The organism is Pseudomonas fluorescens (genome assembly GCF_902497895.1).
GTDB classification, from domain to species: Bacteria; Pseudomonadota; Gammaproteobacteria; order Pseudomonadales; family Pseudomonadaceae; genus Aquipseudomonas; species Aquipseudomonas fluorescens_BP.
The window spans coordinates 108,916-122,816 of record NZ_CABVHQ010000006.1 but is presented as its reverse complement, the minus strand read 5'-3'; the positions used below and the strand labels follow the sequence as shown (position 1 = coordinate 122,816).

Genomic DNA, 13,901 nt, shown 5'->3' with positions numbered 1-13,901 from the left:
GTTATTCTCCATTTCCACCAAGGGCGGCGCACTCCTCGGGAGTGAGTCCATAAAGTTTAAAAACAGCGCGATTACAGGCCGGGATATCGTGCATCTCGGCAGCTTCGGAAAGGTCTTTCCTCAAGGCTTCAGGAACGTCCTTCCAGAGCGGAACCCTGATACGACGGAGATACTGCGCCTGGAAGCGCAAATATCCGCCCCGCATTTTGGTCGAGTAGACAGATACAAAAAGTCTCGCTATGCCGGAAAGCAGCACCGCCTGAAGGGACTTGAGGTCCCAGTCGTCCGAGAGGATAAAGTACAGATTGTGATGGGGGTACAACGTACCCTCGTCATAGACGATATGGGCATCGCCCTTGATATCCGGAATCAACAGCTTCGGCTTTTTCGCAAGCGAAGGCGTAATGCGGTCAATGGTGCGATACCAGTTGGACGGCTGGCTTTTGGCGCAGTGCCGGTTGGAGATGACTTCTTTGTGGGTCTCCAGGTAGCGCCGCAAGCGCGGATATTTTTCGAGATCGACCAGCCCGCCTTCATCCTGGAAGGGGTTAATGACCCCGTAGCCGCGCCACTCAATATACCCGCTGACGATGTCGCGGGTCATCGCGAGCGGCAGCTTGCGGTCCGGCTCGACATCAAGTGTATCGAAGGGCGCGATGTAAACCTTATCCGCTCCAGTGGCTACACCGATACCAACTTTGCACCCTGCCTCTTCGATAGTCGGGAACACAGTTTCAAGACGACGAACCAGATTCAGTTGATCTGAGGACTCCAGAATCCAGGGCTCATCGCCTGACGTGACGCAGGCGATCTCGCGTATGGAATCCTCGTCTTTCGGCAGGGTCTTCTCAGCGATAAGGGCTGCAAGCTTTTTCAGATGCGAGCGGTCCAGCGAGGGGCTGTGCACGATCCGTGTCGGTCCGGATTTTTGCCGGGATATGACTGTAATCGCTGGATAGGCGATGACATCGGTATGGAACGCCTGCGTGTCGGTCATATCGATATAGGCTTTCAAGTGAAAGCCAGCGGCAACCATATGGCGAAGCGGTCCGCCATAACGGTTTTTCATCCAGCGGTCTGCGCAGATAAAGCCCAGATTACCGCCCTTCGTGAGGTGGTTAAGCGACCGTTCGATAAAGGGAATGTAGAGGTCAGCCCGGTCATAAATCGTTTTGTACCGGGATCTGTATTCGGCCATCAGCACGTCAGGGATCAGCTCTTGCCGCACATAGGGCGGATTGCCCACGACAAAGTCGAATTGACCCGGGATCTCGGCCAGCAGGAAATCGCCTTGGATGAGCCAGCAGTCAGCGAGCGCCAAGGCGTCTTTGTTGGAAATCCCCGAATCTTGCAACGCCTGGATCACCAGAGTCTTGGTCTGGATGAAGGTTTCGTGATGCAGCTCGACAGCACGAATGCACGTACCTAAGGAGCCGAGCGCATCGCCCTTGCAATCACTCGATTGCCAGACTTGAAGCAGGCGCTCGATAGCCGGAAGCAGAAAGTCGCCGCCGCCAAAGGAGGGCTCAAGCAGGCGAAGGCGGTGCAATGGCTGGTCGCTGCTGTAACCGCTAAGGTCCAGAATGAACTCGACAACCTCTCTGCGGGTAAAAATAGCCCCTCTTGCTTCCACACCGCCCGTGGTCGCCAGTTCATGGACGGCTGCCGTAACAGGGCAGAGGTCAGGAAGTGAAAGCTGATGAAGGTTAAGAGATGTTGTCATGGGACCTTAAAGGATCTGAATTAAATATGAGCGTTCGGTTGTACGTTAAGGGACCGAACTTTAATGGCAGCGGTGCGTTTCCTTGCTTCGGCCAGGTCGAATTTTAATTGGAGCTGGAGCCATGTTTCAGCACTGCTACCAAACACCAGATCAAGCCGGATAGCCATCTCTGGAGAAATTCCGGATTTACCCGTTAATAAATTGGAGAGCGCCTGTCGGCTGACCCCTAAGATTTCAGCCCCGGCGGTCACGGACAGGCCGCTGCGCTCAAGACACTCTTGCCGCACCAGCGCGCCAGGATGTTGCTCGTTGACGGACATCGCGAATCCTCCCGTCCCCATCGTCAGGACGCGCAATGGTCAAGCGTCAAGCGACACTTGTCAATGTGCTCAGAGCCCGAAAGCAGACCAGCCCAGATGATTCATCCTCCTCCAGGAGAATGGAATGCTGGCCTGCGAGCCAGGCGGATTCGCCACAAACCCGCCACAAGTTCAAAACGCCCACGGCGGACAATGGCGGATTTCTGCGGGTTTTAGCGTGTGGCATTTTGTGGCAAAAACGGCAAAGAACACCCGCTTCCCCGCCCTTAAGTAAACCTAACCTATTGATTTAATTGATGGAGCGGGTGAAGGGAATCGAACCCTCATAGCCAGCTTGGAAGGCTATTTTTTGTTTATGTTTTTCAAATAGATATGACTGCTTAGCCACAGTCCTGCCACAACCTTTTCCTAGGTGCTCAATAATTCACCGACGAGGGCACGGGTTGTGGCGGCGCGAGCATCATCCATTGATGGCAATAGATGGCCATAGGTGTCCAGGGTAAGGGCGGCGCGTGCGTGCCCCATCTGCGCTTGGACATACTTGATATCGCAGTTTTTCATCAGCAGACACGAAGCGAAAAAATGCCTCAGTGCATAGGGCGTGTATTTGGGGTGCTCCTTACCTGTCTCGCTATCTTTCACCATCAAGCCCGCTTTCTTCATAACGGGAGCCCATGCGCTGGCCCGAAAAGGAACCAGCTGCATCGGTTTACCTGTGCGAGTGCCAAATACTAAATCGTCAGGGTGACCATCCTTTTCCATGAAGTCCCGGATCATGGCTATAACCTCCGGTCCTACATCGATCACGCGGTAACCGGCGCGGCTTTTTGGAGTGCCTATTTTTCCCGAGCGATCCATAGCCTGACTCACTCGGATTCCGTTATTCAGAACGTCACGCCGGGAAAGTGCTACATACTCCTGGGGGCGCATACCCGATGCTACAGCCAGGTAGATCATCGGGCGGTATCGCTTCCAAGCCTCCCGAATTTGATAATGTGGCGCTTTCGCTAATTCGTCTGCGGCACGAAGAATTTTTTTAACTTCTACATGGCTAGGAACTTCTATCTCCGGCGCTTCAGCCTGAATGCGCACCCCTAACGCCGGGTCATGTCCAATATGGCCGCGACTGACCATCTCCAACATTACAGAGTGCAGAGAACTCAAAACCTTTCTTGACTGATCGCGACTATATTGTTTCAGCAGCCAACTGCGGAAATTCACGATGTCCGGCTTTGTGATGTCTTGTAGCGCTTTTTCCCAATGATAGGCATTGATTATTTCGGCGCGGCGGTTATATAGATTCATTACTGCCAATGAAACTGGCTCCCTACCGTCTCGCCCCTCAGCTTCACAGATGTCCAGCCAAGACCGCACTGCGACTTCAACTGTATTTACTTGCTTATTTAGGTGCTTTCTACTGGACAGGCTTTCTACAAAAGCTTGCGCTTCTTTGCGAAGACCAAAAGTTTCATATGAATAACCTGTGCTAGAGGATTTATCCGCGTAACGAACCTGGTACGCGGACCCTTTTTTTCCTGTTTTTTTTCTGATATCGGACATGATTCTGTATATAGCAATTAACGCTTCCGATCAAATACTCCCTTGATACTTTCTACGTTAATATGCGCGTTATCTTGAGCTTTGACCTGACAGGTGGCATAAATTTCCATCAGCAGGTTTTTATCTATTTTCAACCGACCATCAATGGGGTCAACAAAAAATGGGAGCTTTCGTTTTCCGTGTGCGTCCGGGTCTGCCGCGCGCTTTATTTGCCGCTGGGTAAGCTCAACTCCACTTTCAGCGAGTACATTTCTTGCTTGCTCTATATTCACATAACGAGGGAATTCCATGGCAATATTAATCTCCTTTTGCAATTATCTAGACGCAATACTTTATCTTTAATTATATCTTAAATTCTTCAGCCGAACTCCGATATGGCCCATGACTGAATAATTTATGGACTACTTGCCCGTACTTATTCCGCAAGATAACATCCTCTCCAAACTCATTAATCGGATTGACGTACAAGGTTGCGCCTTTAAAGCGCTCAACACCAAGCTCCTCCAACTCCAGGAGCTTTTCATAGAACGCCTGACGCAACTGAGTCATCGTCATCTCCCCTCTGATTATAATTTGCATTCTGAATATCTCTTTCTGTCATATACAAAAGTTTATGATCAATATTTTAATAATGTTACCAATACAGTTTATAACTTATTAATTTTTACACTTTTTGGTTGTGATTCTTTCTCAATCACCCTGTATTGATCCGCAACAGTCCGCCGCGATCCGGATAGGCCCCAAGAGGAATGCGAGAGGCGGCTAGCGCAGCGCCCTCATGTAGCGTGATAGCCATGATCCCGAATGGGGAAATGAGATGAGCGCCTATTATTCGACGAAGGATTTATGTGAGCGTTTTCGCTGCTCAAGCCGCACGCTGTTTCGCCGCATGAAGCGAATAGTGAATCCGTTCCCAGCTCCCTGCATGAAGCACGCCGGGAGCTGCAATCTCTGGGACGCTGGTGATGTTTTCGAGTGGGAGCAGCGCGAGCGGGAACGCACACGCAATGCAACCTGGATTTCAGGCTCAGCTTCTATTGATGGCTGGAGAATAAAAGCGATGGCAGGCGGTTCTGAGGTCGAATATTAGAGAAGTTTTTTTCAAAAAAATTGCATGAGCGTGCCAGGTTGGGATTCTGCTTTGGCGCGAGTCGCGATCATGCATGTGACGATCTGAAGGCTATTTGCAATCCGCATTCAGATCGCGGAAGCCTTCCAGTTTTACAGGCCCGCGACCGGGCAACCGGGCAACCAGCTCCAGCGTTCCACCCATAGCCTCAACATAACCGCGCAGCGTGGAAATCAGCATGTCTGCTCGCTTTTCCACTTTAGAAACGTTGGCTTGTTTCATATCCAGAAGGTCAGCCATTGCCTCTTGTGTGAGGTTCAGCTCCTTGCGCAGCGCCTGCAAGGTCAATTGCTCCTGAATGAGCTCATGGCCGCGCTGCTCGATCTTTTGCTTGCGTGCAGCCGGGAGCGCTTTCATTACCTGATCAAGTGACTTAGCCATTACCGTTCTCCTTCTTCAAAGAGGCCAGATGCCGGTCAAACCGCCCATCCGCACTCTTGATCAATACTTTATAAAACCTTTTCTCGCTGCTGCCCGACTTGTCGCCACCAACCAGAACAACTGCTTTTCTTTCCGGGTCAAACGCGAAAGCCACACGCCAAACCCCATCATCAGCCTTGAAGCGTAACTCTTTCATATTGGCATGCTTCGAGCCATTGAGCGTGTCCACGTGGGGTCGCCCCAACTCCGGACCAAACCGCTCAAGTACCTTGAGCTGCGCCAATAGCTCATCCTGAACCGCTTCCGCCATGGCCTCGAATTCAGGGTCAAACTCGTCACAAAATTCGATAAGCCACTTCATTGTTAAATATACCTTTAAATGACTATTCCGTCAAGGGAATAATCTGGGAGCTCCTGCTGGATGCTAGCCTGATTCCAGGAGGCTTTGTAGGGGGTAGAGGCCCAGTCGCTCTACCCCTGACGGCGGTTATGCCGTTAGGGCTGTGAGGCGCTGCCACCATGCGCTATAGGCGTCTTTCTGCTCCGCCAGATAGTCATACTGGTCGTAAACCTGCCAGCTCCCCGGAAGCTTGTGGCCAAGCATGATTTCGGCGATATGGGGCTCGGTCAGGGTCGAGAAATTGGTCCGTGCGGTCTTGCGCAGGTCGTGAACCGACCAGTGCTGCATTTCATATTTCTCATGCCGCCGCAGCCACTGCATGATGTTGTAAGGCAGCTGCAAGGGAGCCCCTGTCCCCATCGGCTTAATCGTTCCACTGTTCGTGAACAGGTACTTGCCCTCTGCGCTGAGCGCCATGGCCTGTTTGATCAGAGCCTCGATCTCCGGGGGGATCGGGCGGAGTAGCGGCTTCCCAGAGGCTTTGCCCAGCTTGTGGTTCTCGGTGGGCACTGTCCAAATCTTCTTGGCAAAGTCGAAATGGCTTTTTTCGCTAAGGCGCAACTCGCTGTTGCGGCATCCGTAGATCAGACAAAGCTTCATGAAGATCTTGTTCTTGGTCGCCATGCGCGATTGCTCCATGGCTTTCCACACAAGCTTGATTTCCTCGTCGGAAAGGGAGCGCGACCCGGCGATTTTTTTGATCTGCAAGTCTTCCTTGGCGTTGATATCCGATAGCGGATGCGAGGGGATCAACTGACGCTTCACGCCCCATTTCAGCATCTGCTTGGCATTGACCAGAATACGTTCGGCGATACCGGGCCTTGCTTTTGCCTGCCCTTCAAGAAGCGCCAGCCATTCGTGCAGGGTGACTTTCCCGGCAGGGAGTTTGCCGACTCTAGGGAACACATGGATCTCGAAAGAACGCAGGATCTCGTGATGCCCCTTCTTGTTACCTTTGCAGTACGCCTCGTACCACTGGCGAAATAAAGACTCCACGGAATCAGCCTGGAGGATCGCCTGCTTCTCCAACTGCTTCACCACCCTTGGATCATGCCCCTGCTCCAGCTGGGCACGCAGACGCTGCGTTTCTGCGCGCGCATCCTTGAGCGACATCAGCGGATAGGTGCCGAGATCAAGGCGGCAGGGGCGACCGTCATAGCGAAAGCGCAGCTGAAAAGTGATCTTCCCCTTCGGGGTCACGCGCACACCAAACCCGTCGCGGTCTGCTTTCTCTTCGCGGGTATCGTGGGGCTTGCCGCTATGGGCCTTAAGCCAAGTGTCTGAGATCGCCATGAGCTCTCCGGACTGCGTACATAATTTTCTGGGGCTTCCGAAAAGCTGTTTTGTGTACGCTGCTATGTACACAAATCGCGTGACTCAGCTTGTCTTCGTGTGTCTCAGATTGTCGCGGTCGCGGCGATTTTCATCAATGGAATCAGTAGATTAAATCGGAATATGACGAGGCATGTCTTCGCCTGACTCAGAGGGTAATGTCAGGGTGGGAAATAATGGCGAAAGTGCGGCGTTTCGCGACTTCGGCGGCCTGTTTGGTCATGGGAAATCGCCTGGCAGGTGATTCAAAAAAGGGCAGCGATTATAGCCCAAACTCAGCCCGGAACCGAACCATTGAGCACATTGGGGGTGGCTAAATGCCGCACATTAGGGGAACCTTTGGCCTGTGGAGGCGTCCACTTCCCTGTTACCACCTCGTATCAGGGGCTGAAATATCGGCAAATCAGCCTGACGAGGCTGCGCTTATGGTTCGACTTGTGCCGCTTTGCCGGCAGTTGCGAGCTGCTCTTCGCGAACGTTCTCCCGGCAGCCAGGAATGGCTGGCGACCAGTGTGGTCAGTTCGGCAGCTTAATTTCTTGCACTCGAAGTTGAGTTACCGAACTGACCACACAGGCCACACACCACACGGGAGAGCGTCCGCCGACTGAAATAAAGGAGTCCGCCTGTGGCTATTCGCTATGGCAAAGGGCTGCTGGGGTGCGCGTTTGTATTCGCCCTCCTGGCCCTGCTGGTCCACTGGATCGGCATCAATACGATTGAACACTACCGCGACGATTTATTGTTTTATTTGCAAGCTCATCTGATTCTCGTCCTCGCTTCCATGCTGGCCGCCCTCCTTGTAGGCATCCCCGCCGGTATTTTGCTCAGCCGACCGAATAGGGTCGCTCGTGCTGAACGCTTCATGCAGATCTTCAACATCGGCAACACCGTTCCACCTCTCGCCGTACTGGCCATCGCCCTGGGGTTTCTCGGGATTGGCAGCGGCCCGGCGATCTTCGCCCTGTTCCTCGCCTCGCTGTTGCCCATCGTGCGCAACACCTACGAAGGCCTGAAAAACGTCCAAGGTTCACTCAAGGAAGCGGCCGTCGGCATCGGCATGACCCCGGGCCAAGTGCTCTGGCGGGTCGAATTGCCCAACGCCATGCCGATCATCATCGGTGGCGTACGAGTCGCACTGGCGATCAACGTCGGTACCGCGCCACTGGCGTTCCTGATCGGTGCCAACAGTCTGGGCAGCCTGATTTTCCCTGGCATTGCCCTGAACAATCAGCCGCAACTGCTCCTCGGCGCGGCTTGCACCGCCCTGCTGGCACTGCTGCTCGACGGCCTGGTGACACTCGCCAGCCGCCTCTGGCTCGAACGCGGTCTGCGCCCGTCTTAAGCCTGAGCAAAGGAATATTTATGAAAAGAACAAGCTTATTACTAGGCTGCATCCTGCTGTTCGCAGGAATTGCCCAAGCCGCTGAAAAACCGCTGATCCGCATCGGCGCTCGGGGTTTCACCGAGCAAACCCTGCTGGCGGAAATCACTTCCCAATACCTGCGCATCAAGGGTTATGACGCCCAGATCACGGGTGGCCTGGGCAGTAGTCTGGCCCGTAGCGCTCAGGAAAGTGGCCAACTGGATCTGATATGGGAATACACCGGCGTTTCGCTGGTGGCTTACAACCACGTCACAGACAAACTCGACAGCGCTCAGTCCTACGCCCGAGTGAAAGATCTCGACGCGCAAAAAGGCCTGGTCTGGCTCACTCCGTCGAAGTTCAGCAATACCTACGCCCTGGCGCTGCCGGAAAACACCGCGAAGGCTTACCCGCAGATCAACACCATCAGCCAGCTGAACAGCGTGCTGCAGGCTGAGGCGAAGACCAATCACCTGCTGGCCCTGGACACCGAGTTCGCCAACCGTTCCGACGGTCTGGACGGCATGGTCAAGCTGTATGACATGAACCTGACCCGCAAAAACATCCGCCAGATGGATGCCGGGCTGGTCTATACCGCCCTGCGCAATGGTCAGGTGTTTGCCGGTCTGGTCTACACCACTGACGGTCGATTGAACGCCTTCAAGCTCAAACTGCTGGAAGACGACATGCATTACTTCCCGGACTACACCGCAGCGCCTGTGGTGCGTCAGGTCTACCTCGATGCGCACCCGAAACTTGCGCAAGAACTCAAGCCGCTGGCCGAACTGTTCGACGACGCAACCATGCGCCAGCTCAATGCGCGGGTCGATGTCGATCACGAAAGCCCTTCATCTGTTGCCGCAGATTTCCTGCGCCAGCATCCCTTGAACTAAGGAGGAGAAGACATGGAATTTCTGAACGCCTTTTCCCACCTGGACTGGCCGCTAGTCCTGCAACTGACGGGGCAGCACATCACCCTGGTCGGGATTGCCGTGACCCTGGCTATTGTTGTTGGCGTGCCGCTGGGCATTTTGATGACACGCTTCCCGACCCTGGCCGGTCCGCTGCAAGCCAGTGCCACAGTGCTGCTGACCGTTCCGTCGATCGCGCTGTTCGGTCTGCTGTTGCCGTTTTACTCGAAATTCGGCCAGGGCCTGGGGCCGATGCCGGCGATCACCGCAGTGTTTCTCTATTCGCTACTGCCGATCATGCGTAACACCTACCTCGCCCTGACCGGCGTCGACCCGGGCATCCGTGAAGCCGCCCGGGGCATCGGCATGACCTTCGGCCAGCGCCTGCGCATGGTCGAACTGCCGATTGCCGTGCCGGTGATTCTTGCCGGGGTGCGCACCGCCGTGGTCATGAACATTGGTGTCATGACCATCGCCGCGACCATCGGCGCCGGTGGCCTCGGTGTACTTATTCTCGCTTCAATCAGCCGCAGCGATATGTCGATGCTGATTGTCGGCGCCGTGCTGGTCAGTCTCCTGGCCATCTTCGCCGACCTGCTTCTGCAATGGCTGCAACGCACGCTGACTCCAAAAGGATTACTCAAATGATCGAACTTCAAAACCTCAGCAAGACCTTCCAAAGCAACGGCAAAGATGTGAAAGCCGTGGATTCGGTGAGCCTGACCGTCAATGAAGGCGAAATCTGCGTGTTCCTCGGACCATCGGGCTGCGGCAAAAGCACCACGCTGAAGATGATCAATCGCCTGATCAAACCGACTTCAGGGAAAATTCTGATCAACGGTGAAGACACCACCGACCTCGACGCCGTGACGTTGCGCCGCAACATCGGCTATGTGATCCAGCAGATCGGTCTGTTCCCGAACATGACCATCGAGGAAAACATCACCATCGTTCCGCGCCTGCTCGGTTGGGACAAGCAGAAATGCCACGACCGCGCCCGCGAACTGATGAGCATGATCAAGCTCGAACCCAAGCAGTACCTGAACCGCTATCCTCGTGAATTGTCCGGTGGCCAGCAACAGCGGATCGGTGTGATTCGTGCCCTGGCGGCCGATGCTCCGCTGTTGTTGATGGATGAACCGTTCGGCGCGGTCGACCCGATCAACCGCGAAATGATTCAGAACGAGTTCTTCGAAATGCAGCGGGCGCTGGGCAAGACCGTGATCATGGTCAGCCACGACATCGACGAAGCGATCAAGCTCGGCGACAAGATCGCGATCTTCCGTGGTGGCAAGCTGATTCAGTTCGATCATCCGGACACGCTGCTGGCACACCCGGCGGATGACTTCGTCAGCAACTTCGTCGGCCAGGACAGCACCCTCAAGCGTCTGCTGCTGGTCAAAGCTGAAGACGCCGCGGACAACGCGCCGTCGGTCAGCCCGGAAACCCCGGTGGCCGAAGCCCTGGAATTGATGGACGAACTGGACCGTCGTCACGTGGTAGTCACCTGCGCCGACAACAAAGCCCTGGGCTACGTGCGCCGCCGCGACCTGCACCGCCAGACCGGCACTTGCGCGCAATACCTGCGTGAATTCAATGCCACCGCGGCGTTCGACGAACATTTGCGCATCCTGCTGTCGCGAATGTACGAGTTCAACTGTTCGTGGTTGCCGGTGATGGATGCCGAGCGGGTGTTCCTCGGTGAGGTGACCCAGGAATCGATTGCCGAGTACCTCAGCTCCGGCCGTTCGCGCGGTGGCAAGACCAGCATTGTTTCGCCGGCCGAGACTGCGGCGGCCTGATCAACTGTTTATCGGGCCGCGTGCTACCCAAGGTCACACGCGACCTGATTACTCTTAAATTCGTCGCCCCCACCAACATCTTATAAAAAACACCCTACTTATTGCGCTTAAATATTTAAAACTGTTATTTCTAACAGTTCCAAAACCTGCTGCTTCCGCACATCATCCACTCGCACTTAGAACCGATTAATTCACAAAAAATCCGAGTGAGAATCAACCATGGAATACGATCCATCTACTTACACCGAGACATCTCGAATAATTCCAGATCAAGGAGCAAAAGTACCAAATGAAGTCAGATTAAGCGTACCTGGCAAATTAATCATAACCAGAGGAAATAATCTCAACACATCTGTCGCAGCAGCCGTACTCGGCCCCAATGGCGCTAGCTATCCCAACGAAGCTGTCGACTGGCTAGTCTCCACCGATCCTGTAAGGTCGGCAGAGATAACCGGAATTCAAATTCAAAATGCAACCGTAAAGGCCGCGAACGTACAGTCCAACTTTACAGTAACTGTGACTGTAACTGTGCGCAGTAATCCAGCACTTCACACAAGCAATCATTTTGATGTCCAAGTCTTTTAATCCACGCAATGCAGAAACAATTCACTAAAAACATCAACCCCAACTTATATCAGCCTTTATCCAAAGGCTGATTGGCGTGGCAAAACGACCCAATGTATCGGGGAAACTTGCTCCGACTTCAAACGTGGGAGAATGCGATCTAGCGGTTGCTATCGAGTTGCCAAGTCAGGTGCCGATTCGCCGGCCGGGGGGGAGCTACATTCGCCACAGAGCGGTTCATATTCCTCTGCAAAAATCCCGATCCGGGGAACATCACACTGTCATGCAGGTCGGTTACATCAGTAGCTGTCCGGGACCGCACGACGGACGCGTGTAAAAACGCGACATTTTTTGTTGATCTCAAGCCTCTCACGTCCTAAAGTTCGCGCCGAACGTCCATGCTGGAAACGATCCATCCGGCTCAAGTACTGACGACGAGACAGCAAGGCCAAGGGAAGCACCGCCTCCCATGACCTTTTTTGCTTTCGGCGACATGCCTTGGGAAGTAGGCGAACCAAAGTGGGGATACGGAGGACGTTCATTTGCACCCATTGATAATTTCAGTTTGCCAGTAGGGAGTTCCCAGCATGTCGATCAAGGTCGAAGATTATTACGCACGCGAAACCTTCGATAAAATGAAGGCCTTCGCCGACAAGCAAGAAACTCCATTCGTGGTCATCGACACCGCGATGATCAGCCAGGCCTACGATGACCTGCGCGCCGGCTTCGACTTCGCCAAGGTTTATTACGCGGTCAAGGCCAACCCGGCCGTTGAAATCATCGACCTGCTCAAAGAAAAAGGCTCGAACTTCGATATCGCTTCGATCTACGAGCTGGATAAAGTGCTGAACCAGGGCGTCAGCGCCGATCGCATCAGCTACGGCAACACCATCAAGAAATCCAGGGACATCCGCTACTTCTACGAGAAGGGCGTGCGTCTGTACTCCACCGACTCGGAAGCCGACCTGCGCAACATCGCCAAGGCCGCGCCAGGTTCTAAAGTCTATGTACGGATCCTCACCGAAGGCTCGACCACGGCTGACTGGCCGTTGTCGCGCAAATTCGGCTGCCAGACCGACATGGCCATGGACCTGCTGATCCTCGCTCGCGACCTGGGCCTGGTGCCTTACGGCATCTCCTTCCACGTCGGTTCGCAACAGCGCGACATCAGCGTCTGGGACGCGGCGATCGCCAAGGTCAAGGTGATCTTTGAACGCCTGAAGGAAGAAGACGGCATCGAGCTGAAACTGATCAACATGGGCGGTGGTTTCCCGGCCAACTACATCACCCGCACCAACAGCCTGGAAACCTACGCAGAAGAAATCATCCGTTTCCTCAAGGAAGACTTCGGTGATGACCTGCCGGAAATCATCCTCGAGCCAGGCCGTTCGTTGATCGCCAACGCCGGGATCCTGGTCAGCGAAGTGGTACTGGTGGCCCGTAAATCCCGTACCGCCGTCGAGCGTTGGGTCTACACCGATGTGGGCAAATTCTCCGGTTTGATCGAAACCATGGACGAAGCCATCAAGTTCCCGATCTGGACCGAGAAGAAAGGCGAGATGGAAGAAGTGGTCATCGCCGGCCCGACCTGCGACAGCGCCGACATCATGTACGAGAACTACAAGTACGGCCTGCCGTTGAACCTGGCCATCGGTGATCGCCTGTACTGGCTGTCCACCGGCGCCTACACCACCAGCTACAGCGCTGTAGAGTTCAATGGTTTCCCGCCGCTGAAGTCGTTCTACCTGTAAACGCTGCTCGCTGAATCAAAAAAGCCCATGACTTGTCATGGGCTTTTTGCATTGTGGTGCTCAATCATTCGGCTTGAAGCATTACCGATCTTCGCGCACGTGCCACAGTCGCAGAATGTAGAGCGTGGAGTTCTGGATCTCGTACCGCATCTCGTAATGACCGACCAGAAGCCGTCGCACGTCTCGAGGCTCGAACTCTTCAAGCCGCTCACCGATACGCGGGTTACTCAACAAGGCTAGTGGAGCCTGAGAAAGTGACTGCACCGTGCGCGCAGCCGCGGGGCGATTTACTACTGCCAGGAATTCGAAGAGTCGAGCCAGATCCGATAACGCTTTACTCGTCCACTTCAACTCCATCAATGCGGCACCGGCAACGGATTGTCGGTACTCAAACTATCTGCCCATGCCTGAACAGCCTGCTGGTCGATCACTCGCCCGGCATCAACATCCGCCATAGCCTCACGAGTAAGTCGGCTTCGCTCCTCTTCCTGATCCACCCAATCAACAAGGGCCTGCTTGACGATCCAGCCACGTGAACGCTCCATTCGAGTCGCCATTTGATCGATTTTGTTGGCGAGAGCCATCGGTACATGAGCTGTAAGTACTTTGGTTTCGGCCATGATTTTCGCCTCTACAAGCAGTTTGCGTCGAAATGATGAGAAGT

17 protein-coding genes and 1 pseudogene are annotated in these 13,901 nt (G+C 54.2%); 7 read left to right on the top strand and 11 right to left on the bottom strand.

Going from position 1 to position 13,901, the window contains the following annotated elements; translation table 11 throughout:
• Position 1 precedes the first annotated feature (1 nt).
• From F8N21_RS04920 to F8N21_RS04900, 5 genes are all read right to left on the bottom strand, one after another.
• A complete protein-coding gene (locus F8N21_RS04920; protein WP_224788161.1) occupies positions 2-1,723 on the bottom strand; it encodes an Eco57I restriction-modification methylase domain-containing protein in 1,722 nt (573 codons plus the stop codon).
• Positions 1,724-1,743: 20 nt separating this feature from the next.
• Complete coding sequence (locus F8N21_RS04915; protein WP_150641053.1) at positions 1,744-2,043, bottom strand: HigA family addiction module antitoxin; 300 nt, start codon at positions 2,041-2,043, stop codon at positions 1,744-1,746.
• A 408-nt stretch (positions 2,044-2,451) separates the two neighbouring features.
• Positions 2,452-3,603 (bottom strand): tyrosine-type recombinase/integrase, encoded by a 1,152-nt coding sequence (locus F8N21_RS04910; RefSeq protein ID WP_150641052.1) that lies wholly within the window; start codon positions 3,601-3,603, stop codon positions 2,452-2,454.
• A gap of 17 nt (positions 3,604-3,620) precedes the next feature.
• A complete protein-coding gene (locus tag F8N21_RS04905; protein WP_150641051.1) occupies positions 3,621-3,893 on the bottom strand; it encodes a hypothetical protein in 273 nt (90 codons plus the stop codon).
• A gap of 52 nt (positions 3,894-3,945) precedes the next feature.
• The gene (locus F8N21_RS04900) at positions 3,946-4,152 is read right to left on the bottom strand and encodes a hypothetical protein (protein ID WP_224788160.1); all 207 of its coding nucleotides are present in this window, start codon (positions 4,150-4,152) and stop codon (positions 3,946-3,948) included.
• 268 nt (positions 4,153-4,420) lie between these two features.
• Between F8N21_RS04900 and F8N21_RS04895 the strand changes: the two genes are divergently transcribed.
• Positions 4,421-4,693 carry a hypothetical protein gene (locus F8N21_RS04895; protein ID WP_150641050.1) on the top strand — a complete coding sequence of 91 codons (273 nt, stop codon included), beginning with the start codon at positions 4,421-4,423 and terminating at the stop codon, positions 4,691-4,693.
• Positions 4,694-4,783: 90 nt separating this feature from the next.
• Here F8N21_RS04895 and F8N21_RS04890 read toward each other — a convergent pair whose 3' ends face one another.
• The 4 genes and pseudogenes from F8N21_RS04890 to F8N21_RS31405 all read right to left on the bottom strand — a co-directional run.
• On the bottom strand, positions 4,784-5,113 hold the full coding sequence (locus F8N21_RS04890; RefSeq protein WP_150641049.1) for a helix-turn-helix domain-containing protein: 330 nt from the start codon (positions 5,111-5,113) through the stop codon (positions 4,784-4,786).
• Entirely contained in the window at positions 5,106-5,474 is a 369-nt protein-coding gene (locus F8N21_RS04885; protein WP_150641048.1) for a type II toxin-antitoxin system RelE/ParE family toxin, read from the bottom strand. The genes F8N21_RS04890 and F8N21_RS04885 overlap by 8 nt, the downstream gene beginning before the upstream one ends.
• Positions 5,475-5,600: 126 nt before the next feature.
• Positions 5,601-6,806 carry a tyrosine-type recombinase/integrase gene (locus F8N21_RS04880; protein ID WP_150641047.1) on the bottom strand — a complete coding sequence of 402 codons (1,206 nt, stop codon included), beginning with the start codon at positions 6,804-6,806 and terminating at the stop codon, positions 5,601-5,603.
• Between the two features lie 199 nt (positions 6,807-7,005).
• Positions 7,006-7,068 (bottom strand): annotated as a pseudogene (locus F8N21_RS31405) (hypothetical protein); the annotation flags it as partial.
• Between the two features lie 403 nt (positions 7,069-7,471).
• Here F8N21_RS31405 and F8N21_RS04875 point away from each other — a divergent pair.
• From F8N21_RS04875 to F8N21_RS04850, 6 genes are all read left to right on the top strand, one after another.
• Positions 7,472-8,188: an ABC transporter permease gene (locus F8N21_RS04875; RefSeq protein WP_150641046.1), complete on the top strand. Its 717-nt coding sequence runs from the start codon at positions 7,472-7,474 to the stop codon at positions 8,186-8,188.
• Positions 8,189-8,208: 20 nt separating this feature from the next.
• A complete protein-coding gene (locus F8N21_RS04870; protein WP_150641045.1) occupies positions 8,209-9,102 on the top strand; it encodes a glycine betaine ABC transporter substrate-binding protein in 894 nt (297 codons plus the stop codon).
• Between the two features lie 12 nt (positions 9,103-9,114).
• A complete protein-coding gene (locus F8N21_RS04865; RefSeq protein WP_150641044.1) occupies positions 9,115-9,768 on the top strand; it encodes an ABC transporter permease in 654 nt (217 codons plus the stop codon).
• The gene (locus F8N21_RS04860) at positions 9,765-10,922 is read left to right on the top strand and encodes a betaine/proline/choline family ABC transporter ATP-binding protein (RefSeq protein ID WP_150641043.1); all 1,158 of its coding nucleotides are present in this window, start codon (positions 9,765-9,767) and stop codon (positions 10,920-10,922) included. Before F8N21_RS04865 ends, F8N21_RS04860 begins: the two co-directional genes overlap by 4 nt.
• A gap of 219 nt (positions 10,923-11,141) precedes the next feature.
• Positions 11,142-11,507: a hypothetical protein gene (locus F8N21_RS04855; RefSeq protein WP_150641042.1), complete on the top strand. Its 366-nt coding sequence runs from the start codon at positions 11,142-11,144 to the stop codon at positions 11,505-11,507.
• Between the two features lie 566 nt (positions 11,508-12,073).
• Positions 12,074-13,237: a type III PLP-dependent enzyme gene (locus tag F8N21_RS04850; RefSeq protein ID WP_150641041.1), complete on the top strand. Its 1,164-nt coding sequence runs from the start codon at positions 12,074-12,076 to the stop codon at positions 13,235-13,237.
• An 81-nt stretch (positions 13,238-13,318) separates the two neighbouring features.
• Here F8N21_RS04850 and F8N21_RS04845 read toward each other — a convergent pair whose 3' ends face one another.
• A complete protein-coding gene (locus F8N21_RS04845) occupies positions 13,319-13,594 on the bottom strand; it encodes a type II toxin-antitoxin system RelE/ParE family toxin (protein ID WP_150641040.1) in 276 nt (91 codons plus the stop codon).
• Complete coding sequence (locus F8N21_RS04840) at positions 13,594-13,857, bottom strand: CopG family ribbon-helix-helix protein (RefSeq protein WP_150641039.1); 264 nt, start codon at positions 13,855-13,857, stop codon at positions 13,594-13,596. Before F8N21_RS04840 ends, F8N21_RS04845 begins: the two co-directional genes overlap by 1 nt.
• Positions 13,858-13,901 lie beyond the last annotated feature (44 nt).